This window comes from Pelagibius sp., from assembly GCF_028281305.1.
Lineage (GTDB): Bacteria > Pseudomonadota > Alphaproteobacteria > Kiloniellales > Kiloniellaceae > Pelagibius.
The window spans coordinates 1-20,754 of record NZ_JANQKD010000052.1 but is presented as its reverse complement, the minus strand read 5'-3'; the positions used below and the strand labels follow the sequence as shown (position 1 = coordinate 20,754).

At 66.9% G+C, this 20,754-nt stretch carries 17 protein-coding genes; 7 read left to right on the top strand and 10 right to left on the bottom strand.

Annotated features, from left to right (window positions below):
* Positions 1-73 precede the first annotated feature (73 nt).
* Together fumC and Q0982_RS11865 are read left to right on the top strand one after the other, a co-directional pair.
* Entirely contained in the window at positions 74-1,474 is a 1,401-nt protein-coding gene (fumC, locus tag Q0982_RS11870) for a class II fumarate hydratase (RefSeq protein ID WP_299395703.1), read from the top strand.
* A 33-nt stretch (positions 1,475-1,507) separates the two neighbouring features.
* Entirely contained in the window at positions 1,508-1,774 is a 267-nt protein-coding gene (locus Q0982_RS11865) for a ribbon-helix-helix domain-containing protein (RefSeq protein ID WP_299395701.1), read from the top strand.
* A gap of 13 nt (positions 1,775-1,787) precedes the next feature.
* Here the strand turns inward: Q0982_RS11865 and Q0982_RS11860 are convergent, their stop codons facing one another.
* Positions 1,788-5,309 (bottom strand): AsmA family protein, encoded by a 3,522-nt coding sequence (locus tag Q0982_RS11860; protein WP_299395699.1) that lies wholly within the window; start codon positions 5,307-5,309, stop codon positions 1,788-1,790.
* 245 nt (positions 5,310-5,554) lie between these two features.
* Here Q0982_RS11860 and Q0982_RS11855 point away from each other — a divergent pair, with 245 nt between their 5' ends.
* Positions 5,555-5,713 (top strand): hypothetical protein, encoded by a 159-nt coding sequence (locus tag Q0982_RS11855; protein ID WP_299395697.1) that lies wholly within the window; start codon positions 5,555-5,557, stop codon positions 5,711-5,713.
* Positions 5,714-5,785: 72 nt separating this feature from the next.
* Here Q0982_RS11855 and Q0982_RS11850 read toward each other — a convergent pair whose 3' ends face one another.
* The 6 genes from Q0982_RS11850 to Q0982_RS11825 form a co-directional block, all read right to left on the bottom strand.
* Entirely contained in the window at positions 5,786-8,545 is a 2,760-nt protein-coding gene (locus Q0982_RS11850; protein ID WP_299395695.1) for an HAD-IC family P-type ATPase, read from the bottom strand.
* A 129-nt stretch (positions 8,546-8,674) separates the two neighbouring features.
* Positions 8,675-10,105 (bottom strand): FAD-binding oxidoreductase, encoded by a 1,431-nt coding sequence (locus Q0982_RS11845; RefSeq protein WP_299395693.1) that lies wholly within the window; start codon positions 10,103-10,105, stop codon positions 8,675-8,677.
* A 140-nt stretch (positions 10,106-10,245) separates the two neighbouring features.
* Complete coding sequence (locus tag Q0982_RS11840; protein ID WP_299395690.1) at positions 10,246-11,553, bottom strand: TRAP transporter large permease; 1,308 nt, start codon at positions 11,551-11,553, stop codon at positions 10,246-10,248.
* 10 nt (positions 11,554-11,563) lie between these two features.
* Positions 11,564-12,085 (bottom strand): TRAP transporter small permease, encoded by a 522-nt coding sequence (locus Q0982_RS11835; protein WP_299395688.1) that lies wholly within the window; start codon positions 12,083-12,085, stop codon positions 11,564-11,566.
* Between the two features lie 123 nt (positions 12,086-12,208).
* Positions 12,209-13,243, bottom strand: coding sequence for a TRAP transporter substrate-binding protein (locus tag Q0982_RS11830; RefSeq protein WP_299395686.1), 1,035 nt, complete (start codon positions 13,241-13,243; stop codon positions 12,209-12,211).
* A 203-nt stretch (positions 13,244-13,446) separates the two neighbouring features.
* Entirely contained in the window at positions 13,447-14,193 is a 747-nt protein-coding gene (locus tag Q0982_RS11825; RefSeq protein WP_299395683.1) for an aspartate/glutamate racemase family protein, read from the bottom strand.
* Between the two features lie 347 nt (positions 14,194-14,540).
* On the opposite strand from Q0982_RS11825, the gene Q0982_RS11820 reads away from it, so the two are divergent.
* The 3 genes from Q0982_RS11820 (at position 14,541) to Q0982_RS11810 (ending at position 17,257) form a co-directional block, all read left to right on the top strand.
* Complete coding sequence (locus Q0982_RS11820) at positions 14,541-15,704, top strand: MFS transporter (RefSeq protein ID WP_299395681.1); 1,164 nt, start codon at positions 14,541-14,543, stop codon at positions 15,702-15,704.
* Between the two features lie 69 nt (positions 15,705-15,773).
* Positions 15,774-16,517: a hypothetical protein gene (locus Q0982_RS11815; RefSeq protein ID WP_299395678.1), complete on the top strand. Its 744-nt coding sequence runs from the start codon at positions 15,774-15,776 to the stop codon at positions 16,515-16,517.
* On the top strand, positions 16,514-17,257 hold the full coding sequence (locus Q0982_RS11810; protein WP_299395675.1) for a hypothetical protein: 744 nt from the start codon (positions 16,514-16,516) through the stop codon (positions 17,255-17,257). The genes Q0982_RS11815 and Q0982_RS11810 overlap by 4 nt, the downstream gene beginning before the upstream one ends.
* 83 nt (positions 17,258-17,340) lie before the next feature.
* Here the strand turns inward: Q0982_RS11810 and Q0982_RS11805 are convergent, their stop codons facing one another.
* A complete protein-coding gene (locus Q0982_RS11805) occupies positions 17,341-17,808 on the bottom strand; it encodes a GNAT family N-acetyltransferase (RefSeq protein WP_299395674.1) in 468 nt (155 codons plus the stop codon).
* A gap of 233 nt (positions 17,809-18,041) precedes the next feature.
* Here Q0982_RS11805 and Q0982_RS11800 point away from each other — a divergent pair, with 233 nt between their 5' ends.
* Complete coding sequence (locus tag Q0982_RS11800) at positions 18,042-19,112, top strand: hypothetical protein (RefSeq protein ID WP_299395671.1); 1,071 nt, start codon at positions 18,042-18,044, stop codon at positions 19,110-19,112.
* A 64-nt stretch (positions 19,113-19,176) separates the two neighbouring features.
* Here the strand turns inward: Q0982_RS11800 and Q0982_RS11795 are convergent, their stop codons facing one another.
* The gene (locus tag Q0982_RS11795; RefSeq protein WP_299395669.1) at positions 19,177-19,749 is read right to left on the bottom strand and encodes a winged helix DNA-binding protein; all 573 of its coding nucleotides are present in this window, start codon (positions 19,747-19,749) and stop codon (positions 19,177-19,179) included.
* The coding region (locus tag Q0982_RS11790) for a hydantoinase B/oxoprolinase family protein (protein WP_299395667.1) at positions 19,746-20,754 on the bottom strand (1,009 nt) is incomplete at its 5' end. The genes Q0982_RS11795 and Q0982_RS11790, both read right to left, overlap by 4 nt.

Below are 20,754 nucleotides of genomic sequence, written 5' to 3'. Positions count from 1 at the left end.
TTGGCGGTGGCCTTTGCGCGGCCTAAACTCCGGCCCGTTTCTCCAGCCCCGCCGCGACCATAGGACAGCCGTCATGACCGAGACCCGTACCGAATCCGACTCCATGGGCGAGATTGCCGTTCCGGCCGATCGCTACTGGGGCGCGCAGACCCAGCGCTCGCTGACCAACTTCAAGATCGGCGGGGAGAAGATGCCGCCGGCGCTGGTGCAGGCTCTGGGCATCCAGAAGCTGGCGGCGGCACGCACCAATCAGGCCCTGGGCGTCCTCGACGGTAAGCTCGCGACGGCCATCTGTCAGGCCGCGCAGGAGGTCGCCGACGGCAAGCTGATGGACCACTTCCCCCTGGTGGTCTGGCAGACCGGCTCCGGCACCCAGTCCAACATGAACGCCAACGAGGTGATCGCCGGACGGGCCAACGAGATCCTGACCGGCCAGCCCGGCGGCAAAGACCCGGTTCACCCCAACGACCACTGCAACATGGGCCAGTCGTCCAACGACACCTTTCCCACCGTCATGCACATCGCCGCGGTGCAGAAGATCGTCGGCGAGACGGTCCCCGCGCTGGGCCATCTGCATGCGGCGCTGGATGCCAAGGCCAAGGCCTTCGAGGGAATCATCAAGATCGGCCGCACCCACCTGATGGACGCAACGCCGCTGACCCTGGGCCAGGAGTTCTCCGGCTATGCCACCCAGGTCGCCTACGGCATCAAGCGCCTGGAGGGGGCGACCGAGCGCCTGATGCAGCTTGCCCAGGGCGGCACCGCCGTAGGGACCGGCTTGAATGCCGTCGAAGGCTTCGCCGAGGCTTTCGCTGCCGAGGTGGCCAAGATCACCCAACTGCCTTTCGTCACGGCGGAGAACAAGTTCGAGGCGCTGGCCGCCCACGACGCCATCGTCGAGGCTTCCGGCGCACTCAACACCATCGCCTGCTCGCTGATGAAGATCGCCAACGACATCCGCCTGCTGGGCTCCGGGCCGCGCTGCGGTCTCGGCGAGCTGCGGCTGCCGGCGAACGAGCCGGGCTCCTCCATCATGCCCGGCAAGGTGAACCCGACCCAGGCCGAAGCCATGACCATGGTCTGCGCGCAGGTGATGGGCAACCACACCACCTGCAGCGTTGCCGGATCCAACGGTCACTTCGAGTTGAACGTCTTCAAGCCGGTACTGATCTATTCGCTGCTGCAGTCGGCGCAGTTGATCGGCGATGCCTGCGATTCCTTCCGGACCAACTGCGTCGAGGGGATCGAGGCGGACGAGACCCGCATCTCCGATCTGATGCAGCAGTCGCTGATGCTGGTGACCGCGCTGAACCCGCACATCGGTTACGACAACGCCGCCAAGGTGGCGAAAAAAGCCTATGCCGAGAACGCGACCCTGAAGGAGGCCGCCATTGCGCTGGACCTGCTGAGCGCCGAGGACTTCGATGCCTGGGTGCGGCCGGACAACATGCTGGGCCCCCGAAACAAGGATTGATGGGCAGCAAGGCTTGATGGGCAGCAAGACCTGATGAGCGGCAACGGCGAAGGGTCCGCGGATCCAGGAGCGCGGCTCCGCAAACACTCGGTGAAGCTGTCCGGGCACAGCACCTCGCTGTCCCTGGAAGGAGTGTATTGGGACGCCCTACGCAGCGTTGCCGAGAGCAGCGGGCTTTCGGTGACACGGCTGATCGAGCAGATCGACCGCCAGCGCAGCGGCAACCTCTCCTCCGCTGTCAGGGTCTATCTGCTGCGCTATTACCAGGAACGGGCCGGCGCAGAGCCGCCGGAGAGATAATCAGGCGGGCGGCTCAGCCGCCCAGGCCCTGCAGCAGGTTCTTCAGGCCTTCCCTTAGAATGTCTTCGGGTTTCGGCGGTTGCTGCTGCGGCGGTGCGGCCTCCGGCTCCAACTGCTGCGCCGAGGGTGCGTCCTCCGGGGCGGAGCCGCCGGTCGCGCCTTCGCCTTGTGAGGAGTCGTCACGGCGCCGGAAGGGCTCCCCGCCGATGCTGATGTTCGGGCTGTCGAGGTCGCCGCGCAGTTTTGCGGTCAGATAGGCCGTCTCCGGATCGCTGTCCCGAAACACGTCGGTCTGACTGTCCAGGGTCCAGCTCGGCAGATTCACCGTCGCCGCGGTCAGGGCACGGGCGTTGCGGCCCTGCACGCGGGTGTCCGTCGTCGTCAGCACCCCGTCTTCCACGACGAAGGTCCCGTCGACCTTCGACGGCGCCCCGGCAAAGGCGCTGAACAGCAGGGTGGTGCTGTCGCTGATACCGCGAACCTCGCGGACCTTCTGCCCGAGGATGTTCAGGATCAGCGCGCCCGCCTGCTCCTCCGCCTTGGCCGCGACGGTCAGGGTGCCGTCGATCTTGCCGCTGCCATTCAGGCTGTTCACCAGGGCGGCTTCGCTGCTGCCGCTGGCATTGAGGCTGGTCTCCACCGTCAGCGGGCCGGAAACACGGTCACTGTCGGCCAGGTCACGCAACAGGGCCTTCAGGTCCATCTCGATGGCCGTGACCGCCGCTGCCACCTCCAGGCCGCCGGGCGCCGTCTCGCGGGCGTCAGCCTTACCGGTCACCGAGAGGGCACCGCCGAAGGCTGTAGCCGTAAACCGCTTGAGGTCCACCAGGCCGTCCGTGAGCGTGGCTTCGAGCTGGGCGTTATCGAGCCGGGCATCGTCGAGAAGAAGCGCGGCCGACCGCAACGCCACCTCGGCATCGACGCTGCGCAGGGCCGTGAGATCCAGAGGCTCGCTCGACCAGCGGCCGGCGGCGGCCGGCGTGTTGCGGGGCCGCTCCGCTCCTGCGCCGGAACGATTACCGCCGCCTGCGGCCGCACGCTGACCGCCGGAAGCCGCCGCCGGGGCGGCCAGGGCTGCCAACGGCAGGGCGCCGGTTGTGAGATCTGCGGTGATCCGCGGCCGCTCGGCCTCCAGGGCCAGGGCCAGATCGCCGTTGAGATCGACGCCGGCAACCGTCCCTTCAAGGGCCGAGACCGTGATCGACTGCGGCGCCGCGGCGAGTCTGCCCTTCAGGTCCGCAGGGCCGAGATCGGCCGGAATCTTCTCGCTCGGCAGCATCTCGCGCAGCAGGACCGTCAGATCCGGATGGCTTGCCTCGACCGCCGCATCAACCAGCGCCGCGCCGGCCGCAAGCTCGGCCTTGCCGGCGGCCCGCAGGCTGCCGCCCAGGGCTGCGAGGCGCTGGTCGAAGCGCACCAACTCCGGCGTCCCGTTAACGGCGCCGGAAAGCGTGAACGACTCCAGCGGCGGCTGACCCTCCATGGGGAGCGCCAGGGCCTTCGCCAGGCGCGACAGCGAGGCAACCGCGACGTCCAGCGAGCCGTCGAAGGTCGGTTGGCGTGCCACGTTGGCAAGACTGCCGCCAAAGCTGGCGCGCGATCCGGCAAGATCCATCAGCGAGGCTTCGCGCACCACCAGGCCGCCCTGCTGCAAGGTGGCATCCAGGCGCAGACCGTTGAGGGGCAGGCCCCGATAGGTCAGCGCCCCGACCCTGATATCGAGGTTGGCATCGAAAGCATCGAGCACGGCGAGGACGCCGGGCGCCGCCGCCTCGGGCGCCGCCTGTGATTCGCCCGCTCCCTCTGCGGGCTCTTGCGGGCGCGCCGAGGCCGCTGGCTGCTCTTCCTTGGGCAGGTAGGCATCCAGGTTGAGCTTGTCGATCGACAGCCCCACGCCCAACCCGGGCCGCTCGCGCAGCGCGAACGCGACCCCGCCGGTGATGCGGCTGACATCCAGGCGCAGATCGGTGTCGCGCAGCGTGACCTGCTGCGGGGCCAGATCGACGGCGGTCGTCAACGCCATCTTGCGCAAGCGGTCGGCCGGGACGGCGTCGATGTCGACATCCAGCCAGGCCAGCAGGGCGCGCAGATTGTCCGAAGCGGCTTCCAGACGGCCCTGGAACCGCGGCGGCCCCGTGTCATCGCTCACGGAGCCAGTCAGAGCGACTTCCGATCCGCCGGGCAGGGAGGCGGAGAGGTTCTCGACTGCCAGGCTGCCTCCATCGAGGCGCGCGGCAAGCGCAAGACCGCGGGCAAACTGCTCGCGGTACACCAAGGTGTCGACGGTCAGATCGAGGTCCGCCACAACATCCGTGGGCAGCCCCAAGGGAGGGGTCTCGGCACTGTCACCGGGTCCCTCCGTGCGATCCTGCGATGGCGCCTGGGACTGGGGTACCGCGGTCTGTGCAGCGCCGCGCACGCCTTGGCCGCTGCCTTGGCCGCTGCCTTGGCCGCTGCCTTGGCCGACGTCTTGCCCAGCCCGCTGCAACAGGCGGTCGAGGTCGATACGGGTGGCGGAGAGCTTGGCGAGGATTTGCGGGGTCTCGCCGAGGATGATCCTGCCCTCGCCTTCCAGGTCCGTTTCGCCGAGGCCCAGCTTCAAAGCGGCAGCTTCCGCTTCGGCAGGGCCCGCGGTGATTTCGCTTTGTACGGCAAAAGGCTGGCTGAGGAGGGCTCGTCCCGCCCCTTCGAGGCCTCCGACATCCAGGACCGAGAGAAGGGCTGCCAGGTTCTCGCCCTCGCCCTGCAGCCGTCCTCTCACCGTCCGCAGATCCTGATGGCGCGACACGGCGCCTGCAAAGGTGGCTGAGGCCGAGGCCTTCGGCAGCGTCAGGCCAATGGAGAACGGGGTCGCGCCTTCATCGCGCCACCGCCCGAGGCTGATGTCGAACGCGCTCTCGATCCCCTGATAGACCGCGCGCCCGTTGGCAGCGAAGGGACCGGCCAGGCTGTCGGCTGCCAATTCGGCATTCACCCCGGTCACGCGTTCTTCGAGGCCCGCAGCAGCATCGCGATAGACAAACGTGCCGCCTTCGATCACGAAGCTGTCGACCCTGATCGTGTCCTCGTTGCCCGTCGCAGGCGCGGGAGCGGGGGTCGGCGCGGGGATTGCCGCAGGGCCTTCTGCCGAAGGTTCGGTTCCCTCCGCCGCGCCGAAGTCCCAGTTGCGCCGGCCGTCGGGCAGAACCTCCAGCACCACCTCGGGCTTTACCAGTGTGACCGTTTCGACCAGCACCTGCTGTTGCAGGAGCGGAAAAAGCGCCACCTGAACGCGCAGCTCCTGCAGCTGCACCATCGCGTCCTCGCTGCCGCCCTCGATATTGGCCAGGCTCACTTCGTTGGCGGAAAATGCAGGGGACGGCAGCAGCTGAAGACTGAGATCTCCGACGATCTGGAGATCGCGTCCGGTCAGCTTGCGAACCTCATCGGCGATCCTGCCCTTCTCTGCATTCCAGTCCCAGAAGCTTGGAAGAATCAGGAGCCCCGCAACCAACAGGACAAGAAGAGCAACGATTGATAGGGCCAGCTTCTTCAACAGCCTACCTCGCTATGAGAAGACGCTCACCGGTCTCTTGCGCGGAGCGCCTCCCACAGTGGGCGCATCCGACCGGATCCATTCGTGTTACTAAAGGTGAGAGCATTGCAACGCCGTTCAATTCCGCTAAGCTACTTTTATCAGGTCAGGGCCGCAAAGCCGAAGCCTGATTCGGATCGAGTGCGCCGAAGGGTGCAATACCTGATGGTCCGGCGGAGCACAGCCGGCGGATAGGTGGTAGTCCAATGGGCGAGATCATCGACCTGGATTCGTATCGCAGCGAAAAACTGAAGCGGCAGCGCGAAGAACGCCGGCGCCGGCAGCGCCAAAGAGGCCCGGCCCCAGAGGCAGGGCAGGTCGGCGAGCGCGCGGAAGCGGACCCGGCGAAAGACGAGCCTGTCTAGGCCTGCTGAAGGGGCCTGCTGAAGGGGCCTGCCCAGGCATCCGGCGCCCGTTTCGGCAGATATCCCCTAAGCCTAGTGGGATATTCTCTGGGACTTTCTCCCAGGAAGCACTTTCCACATCTCCATCACCGCCAGCAGGGAAAGCGCCAGCGCCAGGACAAGAAGCCATTCCAGAAGACTCACCGGTTCGACGGCCAGCACATGGCTGAGGCCGGGCGTGTAGAGCGCCGCTATGTGCAGCCCCTGGGCCGCGGCGATGGCCACAAACAGGAAAGGATTGGCCATCACGGGGACACCGAGGGCGGAGCGGCGCTCCGATCGGGCGTTGACGGCGTGCACGTTCTCGAACAGCACCATCAGCAAGAGCAGCAGGTTGCGTGCCTCGGGCTCCGGGACACCGCGCTCCAGGCACCAATAGTAGAATGCAAAGCCGCAGAAGCCCATGTAGCCGCCGGCCATGGCGACCTGACCGATCATGCGGCGGTCGAAGAGTGCCTCGTCGCGCGGCCGTGGGCGGCGCTGAAGAATGCCCGGTTCCCCCTTCTCGAGTGCCAGTGCGACATGCTGGATGCCGTTGGTGACGAGGTTCAGCCAGAGCAGCTGAACGGCGAAGAGCGGAAACGGCAGGCCTGCCAGGATGGCGAGCAGAAAGAGGACGATCTCGCCGAGACCCGTTGAGATCAGCAGATAGATCAGCTTGCGCACGTTGTCGTAGGCGATGCGCCCCTCTTCGATGCCGCCGACGATGGAGGCGAAGTTGTCGTCGGTGAGGATGAGATCGGCGGCGCCGCGGGCGACGTCGGTTCCGCCCTTGCCCATGGCGACGCCGATGTCGGCGGCCGCCAGCGCCGGCGCATCGTTGACGCCGTCGCCGGTAACGGCGACGACATGGCCGGCGCGCTGAAGGGCCTGAACGATTTCCAGTTTCTGGACCGGCTCCACGCGGGCGAAAACCTGCGCCGAGTTGACGCGCGCGGCAAAGCCCTCTGTGGCCGGAGCGGCAGCCTGCAGCTCCGCCCCGGTCACCACAACCGGGTCACCGTCACCGACGCCAAGCTCGCGGGCGATGGCGCGGGCCGTTTCCGGATGATCGCCGGTAATCATGACGACCGAGATCCCGGCTTCACGGCAGCGTTGTATGGCGTCAGGCACTTCCGGGCGCAGCGGGTCCATCAGCCCGACCAGGCCGAGCAGGCGCAGATAGCGCAGGGAGCCGGCATCGGCGCGCTCGGCGGCATCCCGGGAGACGCTGCCGTGGGCCACCGCCAGCACCCTGTACCCCTCGGCGGCCAGGGCATCGCCGGCGGCCAGGGCGCGCTCCGCATCGATGCCGTCGCACATCGGCAGCAGCACCTCCAAGGCCCCCTTCACATGCACCGTGGCACCGCCCGCAGCTCCGGCACTCACCGGCCCCGCCGCCGCATCGCCGCCGGACACGAAGGAGGCCGCATAGCGCCGCTGCGGTTCGTAAGGGATCATTCCATGGAGCCGGTAGGAGCCTCTGAGGGCAGCCGGATCGAGCCCCAGCTTGGCGGCCAGCACCAGAAAGGCGACATCGACGGTGTCGCCCAGATGCCGGACCTCATCATCCACGAAGGCGATCTCGGCCTCGTTGCAGAGCGCGGCGCTGCGGGCCAGCTCGGCAAAGCCGGCGAGTTCCTGATTGGAGGGCGCCCGGCCGTCGACCGCAACGGTCCCGATCGGGCGGTAGCCCTGGCCGCCCACCGTGCCGGCTACGGCGGGGCCGGCATCATCGAACAGCAGCACGTGCTTTGCCGTCAGTTCGTTGCAGGTCAGGGTGCCGGTCTTGTCGCTGGCGATCAGGCTGCAGGCGCCCAGGCCCTCCACCGCCGGAAGGGCGCGGACGATGACGTTGCGCCGGGCCATGCGGCCGGTTGCGATCGACAGCGCCACGGTGATCGCCACCGGCAGACCTTCCGGGATGGCGGCCACCGCCAGGGCGACGGCGACCAGGAAGACGGTCAGGAGATCGAGCCCCTGCAGAAGCTGCACGGTGGCCAGGACCGCGATCGCCACGACGGTTGCGATCCCGATCATCCGGCCCATGCGTTCCAGCCGTGCGATCAGGGGCGGCGGCGCCTGATCGGGCAGCGCGAGGGCGCTGGCGATGCGCCCGATCTGGGTTTCGGCGCCGCTGGCGACCACCAGCGCCCTTGCCCGCCCCGTCAACACCGTGGTGCCGGCGAACAGCAGGTTGAGGCGTTCCGGCAGGGGTGCTGTGGCCGGGGCCACGAGGTCGACGTCCTTTTCCAGGGGCAGCGACTCGCCGGTCAGCAGCGATTCGTCGACGCTCAACTCGTGCAGCTCCAGCAGCCGCAGGTCCGCCGGCACGCGCCCACCGGATTCCAGCCGCACGATATCGCCCGGAACCAAGTCCGCCGTATCGATCTGGCGCGCCAGTCCGTCGCGCAGCACGACCACACGGTCGCGCATCATCCGGTCCAGCGCAGCCGCCGATGTCTCAGCGCGCCATTCCTGGTAACCGCCGATGACGGCATTCAGCTGCAGGACAACGAAGATGAAGAGCGCGTCGCTCCACTCCCCGACAAAGACGGAGACGACGGAGGCGGCGAGCAACAGGTAGACCAGCGGGCTCTTGAACTGACGGACATAGAGCGCCAAACCACCCGGCGCGCGCCCGCGCGGCAAGCGGTTGGGACCGCACTCGGCCAGACGCCGCCCTGCTTCGGCCTCGTTCAGGCCCTCGGCGCGCGACTCCTGGGCCGCAAGGGCCTGCGCCGCGGTCAGAGAGTGCCACGCGGTGGCCGCCGACGAGCGGACGCCCGCCGGGACCTTGCCGTCGCCCGGCAAATCCGGCTTCGCCTCAGTTTGCCTCGGTTTCGGCGGCTGCGATCCTTCGGACAGGGTCATGACAGCGCAGAGGATGCGCGCGGATCAGCGCTCCCGCAAGGCTCTAGACCGCAGCACGCGGGGAGCCTGTCAGACGGTCAGGATCTTGCCCGGGTTCATCAGGTTCTGCGGATCCAGCGCCAGCTTCACCTGACGCATGACGCTGACGGAGTCGCCGTGCTCGGCCTGCAGGAACTTCATCTTGGAGCTGCCCACGCCGTGTTCGCCGGTGCAGGTGCCGCCCATGGCAAGGGCGCGCATCACCATGCGCTCGTTCACGCCCTCTGCCTTTTTCATGTCGTCGGGATCGTTGGGGTCGAGTACGAAGGTCAGGTGGAAATTGCCGTCGCCGACATGCCCGACGATGGGCGCCAGCACGCCGCTTTCGTCGATGTCCTTGCGGGTCTCCAGAATGCACTCGGCCAGCCGCGAGATCGGCACGCAGACGTCGGTCGCCCAGCCCATGGCGCCCGGCTTCAAGGCCAGATTGGCGTACCAGGCATTGTGACGCGCCTGCCAGAGACGGTTGCGGTCTTCCTGCTTGGTCGCCCACTCGAAGTTGCTGCCGCCATAACCCTCGGCGATTTCGCCGACCATCTCCGCCTGCTCGCGCGCCCAGGACTCGGTGCCGTGAAACTCGAAGAACAGGGTCGGTTTCACCGGCAGATCCAGCTTGGCATAACGGTTCACGGCGTCGATCTGGTGTTCGTCCAACAGCTCGATGCGTGCCACGGGAATACCCGACTGGATGGTCAGGATCACCGTGTCGACGGCGCCGGACAGAGTCTCGAAGGAACAGACCGCCGCCGTCATCGCCTCGGGAATGCCGAAGAGGCGGAGCTGCACCTCCGTGATCACGCCGAGCGTCCCCTCAGAGCCGACGAAGAGCCGGGTCAGGTCGTAGCCTGCGGAGGACTTGCGCGCCCGCCCGCCGGTGCGGATCACCCGCCCGTCGGCCAGAACCACCGTCAGCCCCATCACGTTGTCGCGCATGGTGCCGTAGCGCACCGCGTTGGTGCCGGAGGCCGAGGTCGCCGCCATGCCGCCCAGGGAGGCGTCGGCGCCGGGATCGATGGGGAAGAACAGCCCGGTGTCGCGCAGGTGGGTGTTCAGCGCCTTGCGGGTGACACCGGCCTGAACCCGGCAGTCGAGATCGGACTCGTTGACCTCCAGGATCTGCTGCATGGCGCTGACGTCGATACAGATGCCGCCCTTGGTCGCCTGGACCTGACCTTCCAGCGAGGTTCCGGTGCCAAAGGGGATAACCGGCCGGCCATGTTCGGCGCAGAGCTTCACGATGGCGGAGACCTCCTCGGTGGACTCCGCAAAGGCAACCGCGTCCGGCGCCTCCATGGCATGGAATGAGGAATCCTTGCCGTGGTGCTCGCGGACGGCGCGAGCGGTCGACAGGCGCTCGCCAAGCAGAGCGCGCAGCGCCTCGATCAGGGGGTCGCCGGGCAAATTGCTATCGGGCAGGTTGCTGTCCGGCGAAGCGGCCGGTCTGGGGGCGGCATTGGCCATGTTTCGGGTCTTCCTCTTGCAATCGCTGCACTATAGCAGATCTGGGGTCCCGCGCAGCAAATCCCAGGTCTTCCACGGTAAGACCTCCGTGATCCCCCTCAACGTTCCCAACCTCGGTGGCCCGGACATCGTTCTCGGCCTTAGGGACTGCCGCGCATCTGGGCCGGCAGCCAGGTGGCGATCTCCGGAAAGGCGACGACCAGGGCCACCGCCAGCACCATGATGCCGAACATCGGCAGGGCGGCCCGTGCGATGTAGGGCATCTCGTGCTTGGTCATGCCCTGCAAGACAAAGAGATTGAAGCCGACCGGCGGGGTGATCTGGGCCATCTCGACCACGATCACCAGGAAGATGCCGAACCACAGCATGTCGAAGCCGGCCTGGCGGACCATCGGCTCCACCACCGCCATGGTGAGCACGACCGCCGAGATGCCGTCCAGGAAGCAGCCGAGGATGATGTAGAAGACCGTGAGCGCCAGGATGAGGGCGAGCGGCGAAAGCTCCAGGGAGCCGATCCAGGCGGCCAGGTTGCGCGGCAGGCCGGTGAAGCCCATGGCCAGCGACAGAAAGGCCGCCCCGCCCAGGATGAGGGCGATCATGCAGGAGGTGCGGGTCGCGCCCATCAGGCTTTCGACGAAGCTGTTCCAGGTCAGCGAGCCCTGCAGGAAGGACAGCACCAGGGCCCCGACGACACCCAGCACGGCGGCCTCGGTCGCGGTGGCGATGCCGGCATAGATGGACCCCAGAACGCCGATGATCAGCGCGATCACCGGCAGCAGAGAGACCGAGGCACGGACTTTCTGCACGAAGGTCAGGGCCGCCTCGCGCGGCGGCATGGAGGCGGGATCGAGCAGCGCCTTGATGGCGATGTAGCCCATGAACAGCAGCGCCAGCATGATGCCGGGAAAGACCCCGGCCATGAACAGTCCGGCGATCGACTCGTTCACGGTCACGCCGTAGACGATGAGGATGATCGAGGGCGGGATCAGCAGCCCGAGGGTCCCGGCCCCGGCCAGGGTGCCGATGATCATGCGTTCGGGATACTCGCGGCGCCTGAGTTCCGGGATCGACATCTTGCCGACGGTGGCCACCGTGGCGGCGGAGGAGCCGGAAATCGCGGCGAAGAGGGCGCAGCCGGCGACGTTTACATGCAAAAGCCGGCCGGGCAGACGTCCGAGCCAGGGCGACAGCCCCTTGAAGAGGTCTTCGCTGAGCCGCGTTCGAAAAAGGATCTCCCCCATCCAGATGAACAGCGGCAAGGCCGTCAGCGTCCAGGAAGAGGAGGCACTCCAGATCGTCGTTGCCATGGCGTCGCCCGCCGGACGGGTGGTGAAGAGCAGCATGCCGGTGAGCGCCACGCCCAGCAGGGAGAGCCCGACCCAGACCCCACTGCCCAGCAGGAAGAAGAGAACGACGAGGAAGACCAGGGTGAGGATCAGCTGTTCCATTGCCCGCCACCTATTCGCTGGTCTGCCCGGCGGCCAGTGGCGCGCCGCGCAGGACGGCAACCAGCCTGTCGACCAGGGCGACGGCCAGCAGCACCGAACCCGCGGCCATGCCGATCTGCGGAATCCACAGCGGCATGGCGTCGGAGCCTTCGCTGATGTCGCCCAGCATGTGGGAGACGCGCACCATCTTCACACTGAACCAGGCGAGGTAGCAGGCAAAGAAGCTGCCGGCGGCCAGGCACCAGATCTCGGCCGCCCGCCGCCGGGTCCCGGTCATCTTGCCGAGGAAGAGGTTGACGCGGATGTGGCCGCCGGTGCCGAAGGTATAGGCCAGCGCGAAGAACGACGACGAGGCCATGGCATAGCCGGCATACTCCGACAGGCCCGGCACGAAGATGCCGAGCAGCCGCGAGACAATGCTGAGCAGCACCAGCACCGCGATGGACAGAAGGAAGAGCCCGGCCAGCACACCGCCGGCCAGATAAACCCGGTCGAGCACGCCGCCGAGGCCGCGCCGCATGGTCCCCTGCATCGAAAGCCCCCCAAGAAGGATCAGTCGGGATCAGTCCGGATCAGCCCGGCTCAGACTCTACCGCGGCTCCGGAATGGCCACCGGGGCCGGCCGCAGCACGCGGCCGGCCGCCGAGAGGCGGACCTACATGGCGTTGTAGGCGTCGATCACCGCCTGACCCTCGGCACCGGCCTTGTCCAGCCACTCCTTGGTCATGGTGGTGCCGATGGCCTCGAAGTCGGCCTTCAGCGCATCGCTGGGCGGGCCCACCTCCATGCCGTTGGCGGCCAGCTGCTCCTTGTACCAGTCGGCCAGTTCGCGGGCCTTGTCCCAGCCGGCCTGCTCGGCCTTCGCGGCCTCGTCGAGGACGATCTTCTGCAGGTTGGCGTCCAGCCCGTCCCAGGACGCCTGGTTGACGATCACCATGTTCTTCGGCAGCCAGGCCTGGACGTCGTACCAGTACTTCACGTGCTCCCAGATCTTGCGGTCGTAGCCGGTGGAGCCGGAGGAGATCATGCTCTCGGCAACGCCGGTGGCGAAGGCCTGGGTCAGTTCCGCCGCCTCGATCTTGGTTGGCACCGCGCCCATCAGCTCGGCCAACCGCGAGGTGGCGGCGTTGTAGGCGCGGAACTTCACACCCTGCATGTCTGACGCGGAGGTGACCGCGGTCTTGTTGTAGAGTCCCTGGGGCGGCCAAGGCACAGCGTAGAGCAGCTTCAGGCCGGCCTTGCCGAGGGTCTCCTCGAGCTGCGGCTTGGAGGCCTGATAGAGCTTCCAGGAATCCTCGAAGCTGGTCGCCAGGAACGGCAGGGCATCCACCTCGAACAGCGGGTCCTCGTTGCCCAGCGCCGAGATCAGGCGCTCGCCGATCGGCGCCTGGCCGGTGCGGATGGCGCGGTAGATCTCGCCGCCTTTGAACAGCGAGCCGCCGGGATGGGCGACGATCTCAAGTTCGCCGCCGGAGGCCGCCGTGACGGCTTCGGCGAACTTCGCAGCGTTCTCCGAATGATAGTTGCTGGCCGAGTAGGCCAGCGGCATGTCCCACTTCTCCGCCGCCTGTGCAGCGGTAGACAACATGGGGCCGGCGGCCAGCACCAGCGCGGCGGCCGCGGCGATCCCAAAAGACGCTCTCCCGCCCCGAGAGGCAACCCCGCCTTTAGAGGTAACAACGTTCTTCATTCTTGTTCTCCCTGTTTGGCCTGTTTGCGGGGGCGCTCGACCGTCCGCAATTCCTACCCGCGGAAATCCGTACCCGGAGAGCCACGGGGCCAGTCGCCGACTCTAGCCATGCGCGGCAAGGTCAGGCAACCGAGGCCATACAATGACATTTTATCGACAAAATATAAACGTTTTATTTTCGATTTATCGTAATCTGTTGATTTCTATGAAACTTCATTACCGGACGCCGGCTTACCCTGCTGGAGAGGACCGTCGCAGAGCAGGGTGACAAGGTCGTGGACCGGCAGGCCGAGCGCGGCTTCCAGGGCCCGGCGGTAGGGCGGCAGGTTGGTGCACTCCAGCACGATGGCACCCAGCTCCGGATGGCGCGCCGCGAGCGCCCGCCCGGCTGCCAGCACGTCCGCTTCGGCCGCCGCCCGGTCGAGGTGCGAAAGATCGCCGGCAATGACACGGTGCAGTTCGGCTCCCTCTTCCAACCCCACCACCGGCGTGTCCGGCGGCGCCCCGGCGGCGGCCAGATGGGCCGCGGAGAGGCGGCGGGAATCATAAGTGATGACGCCGACGCGCCGGCCTTCCGGCAGCGCCGCCGCCACCTGCGGTATCTGCAACAGGCTCGACGTCACCAGCGGCACCGGCAAGCGTTTCTTAAGATCCGCCTGTGCCGTCACCAGGAAGCCGCAGGAGGTGGTGAGCAAGTCCGCGCCCGCGTCCACCAGGGCCGCGCCGGCCTCGGCAAAAGCATCGATCAGGTCGGGCGGCAGGGCGCGCCCGGTTACGACGGCGGCAACCGGCGCCGTCTCTACCACTTTGTAGAGGCTCGGACAGGGCCAGGTCGCCGGGTTGCCGACATCGCCGGGCAGCCGGGGAAAGCCGGTTTTCAGCATGAGAACGCCCAGGATGAGCGCCTCCGGGACGGGCGCCTCCGGGACGGGCGGCTGCACAACGGTCATGGCCCATGCTAGCCGGCAGCCCGCACGCCGCAAGCCACTGCGCGCGAAAGGGCCACTGCGCGTGAAAGGGCCACTGCGCGTGAAAGGGCCACTGCGCGTGAAAGGGCCACTGCGCGCGAAAGGGAAGGACGCTTTGCCGCAAGGGGTAGCCCGGGATAGCGCGCGCTACTCCCGATCCACCCCTGCCCCGGCACCGCCGCTCCGGGGCATGGTGGGGCGTTATGGAGACCTCCGCCGCCAGGGCCGTCCCGCCGGGCCCTTCCCCCGATTTGCCGCCTGATCCCGCTCCCGACCTGCAAGCCGACACGTCAGCCGAAGGTGGCGAGGAAAGCACGCAGTGGACCAGCGTGTTCCTGCTGACCCTGGCGATGGGCGTCTGCGGCCTCGGTCTGGGTTTCAGCTATCCGCTCTACTCCCTGGTGCTGGAGCGCCAGGGCGCCGACGACTTCGTCATCGGGCTGAGCGGAGCCATGACCGGCTTCGGGCTGCTGCTCTCCAACCTCGTGGTCCCCGCCCTGCTGCAGCGCTTCGGACCGCTGCCGGTGCTGGCCGGCGGCTTTGCAGGGGCCGCTGCCTGTCTCGCGCTTTCGCCCTACAGCGATGCGGAGAGCCACTGGTACCTGCTGCGCCTGATGCTGGGGTGCTGCATGAACATCGCCTTCGTCGTCACCGAGGTCTGGCTCAACACCGTCTCCGCCGAGGCCCAGCGCGGGCGGATCATCGGCTTTTTCACCGCCGTGATGGCGGCCGGCTTCGCCATCGGGCCGCTGCTGATCCTGCTGGTCGGCGACGAAGGGGCGCTGCCCTTCCTGCTTTGCGCCGGGCTGGTGCTGCTGGGTGCGCTCACGGTGCTGCCGCTTGGACGCGGTGCGGATGGTGATACAGGTGGGGGCGCACGCAGCACGTCGGCCGGCGCCTTCGACGGGCTCACGCTCTGGGCGGTGATCGGCTTTTTCCGTCTGGCCCCGCTGCTGGCCGCGCTGGTTCTGGTCTACTCGCTTTTCGACGGCACCGCGCTGGTGATCCTGCCGATCTATTTCCTGGAAAGCGGCTTCACCGCGGAACAGTCCAGCGCCGGTCTGGCCTGCCTGCTGATCGGCATGGTGCTGCTGCAGATGCCCATCGGCTGGCTGCTCGACCGCTTTCCGCGCCGCCGGGTGATCTGCGGCTGCACCCTGGTCTCCGCCCTCTGCTGCCTGGCGCTGCCGGCGGCGTTGGGCACCGTCTGGCTGCTGGGCGCCCTGCTGCTGCTCCTGGGCGGGCTCGCCGTTGGGCTCTACACCGGCGCTATCACGCTGCTGGGCGAGGGCTATGCCGGCGCATCGCTGGTCGCCGGCACCACCTGCCTGGCGGTGGTCTACGGCCTCGGCAGCGCCCTCGGCCCCCTGGCCAGCGGCGCAGCCCTCGACCGCTTCGGTCCCGATGCCGTGCCCGGCCTGCTGGCCGGCCTCTTCTTCCTCACCGCGCTCGCCAGCCTGCGCCGCGCCAGGCCCGCCGCCCAGCCCCTTTAGGCTCCCCAAGCCGCCCAGCGGACGCTAAACTCCCGCGTGCAAGGCAGGGAGAGCAGAGCGACCACCGGTATGAGTGAAAGTGACGGCACAGTCAGCGATGAGGGTGGGCCGAACCACAAGCCCGACAACCCGGCCGCGGGCGCCCTGCGTGGCGCTCATGCCCTGCCGAGCCACGATGGCGGCGGCGTGGTGTTTCCTGCCGGCTTCTATGGCCCGGGCTTTCGCTTGGGCGATTGGGAGTTCATCCGGTTCTTCAACCGGGCAGCCCATGTCGAGGAAACAGCGCGGCCTTCGTCAGGGCGATGGCGCCCTCCGCCCTGGTTCTGGCAAAACCGCTGGATCTTCCTGGGCTTGGGATTGGGCTTCGGCATCTCTCATCTCAACCGGTCAGGCCTTGTCGGCATAAGCACGGGACAGATTATCTCCGCACTGGTCATCTGGTTCGGGTTCTTCTTCTATTGGAGAATGTGGACGGCCTTCGTTACCTTGCCGAGGCGCATGCGCGAACTCTATCCCTCCGCAACGGAACTGCCCTTCTTTGCCTATTGGCACCAGCACATCATCGCGGTCTTGGTCACTTGCCCGGCGAAGAGCTACTTTCGGCCTCTCGCGCTGGTCTTTTTGGAAGCCGTCTTCGCGGCAGCGGTCCTCATTGTCTTTGCAAGGGATCAACTGAGCACAGCGCTGATCATCGTCATCGCGCCTGCCTTTGCCGTTCGAACTGGCTATACCCTTGCGATTCTGACCGCGCTTGCAGTCTGCCGCCTGCGCCTCGGCCGCGCACCTATGCCAGCCGACCTGGAACCGGTGTGAGCAAGGCAACCTCCAGGGCAAGACCGCTTGATCCGTTTCAGCGGGCATGCAACGCCGCTCTGCTTGGAACGACCGTCCGCCTCACGCGGGAAGGCGGCGATGTGTTTCCTTATGGTTTTCCCGGGGTCGGCTATCGGCTGAACGACTGGCAGTTTGACCGCTACAGAGCCGGCCTTGAGGAGGCGATGCTCGGTGCGGATGGCAGGCAGCGTGCGCAGCGGCTTTTCTGGGTTGGCGCAGTCTGTCTCCTGAGTGCCCTTGGTTTCTCAACGACCATCAATTTCCTGGATGGGGCCGGGCTTCTGGTTTCCGAGTATGAAATGTGGCTGCGCGCTGCAGCCGTCCTCGGTCCTGCTGCCTGTGCGCTGGCCTGCCTGGCTCTGCTGAATCGTCAGGCGCTGGCGTTTGCCCGCCCTTTCGTGACAGCGCCGAACGTCAGCCGCTTCGCGCACCTGCGCACGCGGTTCACGGGAACGCTGGTCGGACAGGGCAAGGGGCTTCTGGCTCTGCACCTTCTCGCCTTCGTGCCGCTGTCTCTTGCCGTATACTTGGCTTCGGTGGCCTTGGTGCCCGCAAATGATCCGTTGATCATCGCGCTCTTTGGCATTCCGCTCGCCGTCTACGCCCTCTGGCGTTGTATGCTGGTGTTTCTCTACTGGTCCTTCCGCCGCCGCCACGGCCGCGCGCCGAGGCCGGAAGATCTTCAGCCAGTCGAGGCCCCGTCGCTGCGGGCGGGCTGACGGCGCTTCGGTTCGCAGGTCGGCGTGCGTGGCGCCGCGCCGGCGCAGCAGCAGCGCCTTCGCGGCGAGGCGCGCGCCCCGGATCACGCCAGGGCCTTTTCCAGGAACACGATCTGGCTGTCCCAGTAAGTCTGGCGGCGGGTTTCGCGGAAGCCGAGCCCGAGGCAGAGCGCCAGGCTTTCGGTCATGACCTCCGGGCTGCTGAGCTTCAGAAGACCGCGGCCCTGACGGCGCGCCTCTCGCTCGGCGAGCTGCAACAGCGCGGTACCGAGACCCCGGCCCTGATGGTCCGGCCGCACGGCCAGCGCCTGGACCACCAGGTGATCCTCGGCGGCGATCAGTTCCAGCACTGCGACCGCCGCCTCCGGCATCTCCACCAGCCAGACCTCGTGGGCCCGCACCGCAAAGGCATAGTCGGCCAGCATGGGGCGGGGCTTGCGCCCCAGCGCCGGAACGTGGCGGGCGAAGGCGGCGCAGACCAGATCGTGGACGGCCTTGGCGTCGTCCGGCGCCGCCCGGCGCAGGGTGAGATCGGGGTTGTCGGCGAACATCGGCTCTCGATCGTGGCGGGGCGGCGACCTCTTGGAAGGAGTTACGCAGACCGTCCCGCAGGGGTTTCACCTCCCACCTCGGCTAAGCGGCCAGCAACCGCTGCCACGGTGAGCGCCCGCGGGACCAGCCTCGATACCCGCCGCCTTCTTGCAACCGCAGATGGACTGAAACAACAATCGGCCGTAGAGTGCGCCGGTGAGATGTTCAATGGTCGATCAAGATGGTAAGCCGCATGAAGCTGGTGACTCGGTTCGGGCACCGCATAGCAGGCTTGGCTCTGATGCTTGCCTTTTGCCTTGTCGTCGGCAGCGATGCGAATGGAACCGAAAAGGCGCAGCTCAGGCAGGCTGTGAAGCATTTTGCAGACCGGGAAGATGATGCAGCGGAGTCGATGCTTCTCCGGCTCAGCGAAGCAGGGAACAGCGATGCTGAAGTCTTCCTCGGCTTCTTGTACTCGGACCCGCTCAGCCCTCTGTGGGAACCGGACAAGGCCCTCCTGCGTTTCCGGCAGGCCGCGGAAGCCGGCAATTCCGAGGGAATGTTCCAACTGGCCGAGTCCCACTTCTGGCACACCTACAGAATATTCACTCGCGATGGCATTCAACCGCCCTCCGGTGTAACGGAAGAAGAAAGCTCCGCTCTGCTGCGTCAGGCAGTCGCCGAGCACCACATGGGAGCTCGGCTGCGGCTCGCAATTCAGTGCGTCATTGTCGGCTGGGCGTGCACGGATTCAGAGCGTGAACGGTCATACTCGCTTCCTGCCGGCACTCGCGGCACACCCCGCATGGCGGCAAGTGTGTTCGCGGCACTCCGTGCTCTGCGTGAAGATGATCAGGAGCGCTTTAGCGGGAACTTGGGTATCGGGATCAACTCCTCCGACCCGCTGACTCTGGCGTTGATTGCAAACTCGCTTCTCAGAGATGTCGAGCGCCCGGGAGACTGCCCGGAAAGGAGCAGCCCCTACGCGACGTTTCAGGCGATCTCTGAAGCCAACGGAGTGGAGAAGATCGCCCCGAAGTGGTCCGAACGCCGGCTCAGTGACTGCTACGATCCAGAATCCGTTGTCAGGATCAAAGCGGAAGCCGCTACCTGGCTCACATCCAAGGTTGCCGGGGGAGCCCATGCAGCCTGGTGCTTTGAGAATGAACCGGAGAACCCTGCAGAATGCATCGTCACATCATTGTGGGACGATGTCTTTTCATGCACCCGGGTCACGATGCCAATGCTCTTCTACCTGCGGGCGGGCAAGTATCTTGATAGGACCAGCAGGTACAAGCACTGCCGAGAAGCGTTGATCCGCTGACGCTGGAGGCCGATGCTTACTGCAACCGGCTGCAGACCAAGCCAGCAACTTGCAACACGACACCTCAGAGGCTCGTCGCGGCTCGTGCCGCCTGATCGTACAGCCCGGAGAGGGCGCGCAGCAGGTCGGCGGCCTGGCCGATCTGTTCGTTGAGGTCCTCGCCCTGGCTGCCGGCAAAGGCGCTGAAGGAGTTGACCAGGCAGGCCTCGCGCACCTCGCGGTACTTCAGACAGAGCGCCTCGCCCTCCTTCGTCGTCGCGTAGAAAATCTCCTTGCCGCGCTTTTCGCCTGCGACGAGGCCGAGGCGGCTGAGCTTCTTCAGCGCGTAATTGACAGTGTGGCTGTCCTCGATGTTGAGGACGAAGCAGATATCCGCCAGGCGCTTGTCGCGGGCGCGGTGGTTCACGCTGTGCACCACCATGACATCGAGGGCGCCCAGCTCCGGCTGCCCGGCAGCGGCCATGCATCTGACAATCCAGCGCTCGAAGGCGTTGGAGGCGACGTAGAGGCCATATTCGAAGGAACTCAGCTCCGCCGCCCGCTCCGAGACCAGATGGGCGGAGGAAACGATGGCCTGCCGGCTTCCCTCTTTCGCAGTGGCCGCCTTCTTTTTCTCCGTCGTGCCGCCCTTGCTCATTCCGCCGCCTCCGCACGCTCCGCCGCGAGGCCGTAGCCGCCGCCGCCCGGCGTTTCGATAACGAAGGCGTCGCCGGCCTGCATCTCCGTTTCGTCGCTGCCCTTCAATTCGTCGACGGAACCATCGGCCCGCAGCACGGAATTGCGGCCCCGCTGCCCCGGCGCCCCGCCGTCGAGGCCGTAGGGATCGGTCGCCCGGTGCAGCGAAAGGATGGTGGCGGTCATGGGCTCCAGAAAGCGCATGCGCCGGACGACCCCATCGCCGCCGCGGTGCCGCCCGGCGCCGCCGGAACCATGGCGGATGCGGAAGGTCTCCAGGCGCACCGGGAAGCGCCACTCCAGCACCTCCGGATCGGTCATGCGGGTGTTGGTCATGTGGGAGTGTACGGCTGACGTGCCGTCGTGGTCCGGCCCGGCGCCGGTGCCGCCGCAGATGGTCTCGTAGTTCTGATACTGCTCGTTGCCGTAGACGAAGTTGTTCATGGTGCCCTGGGCCGAGGCCAGCACGCCCAGCGCGCCGTAGAGCGCATCGGTGATGCACTGGGAGACCTCGGTGTTGCCGGAGATGACGGCGGCCGGATAGACCGGGCTGATCATGGAGCGTTCCGGGATCTTCAGCTTCAGCGGCTTCAGGCAGCCCTCGTTCAGCGGGATCTCGTCCTCCACCAGGGTGCGGAAGACGTAGAGCACCGCCGCCTTGCAGACGGCGGTGGGCGCGTTGTAGTTGCCGCGGTCCTGGGGCGAGGTGCCGGTGAAATCGATGGTCGCTTCGCGCGCCTGCTTGTCCACCGTGATCTTCACCTGGATCCGGCTGCCGTTATCCAGCGGATAGGTGAATTCGCCGTCCTTCAGCACATCGAGCACCCGGCGCACCGACTCCTCGGCGTTGTCCTGCACATGGCGCATGTAGGCCTGCACCACGTCGAAGCCGAAGTGGGCGAGCATCTTGCGCACCTCCTGCACGCCGGTCTCGTTGGCGGCGATCTGGGCGCCGAGGTCGGCCATG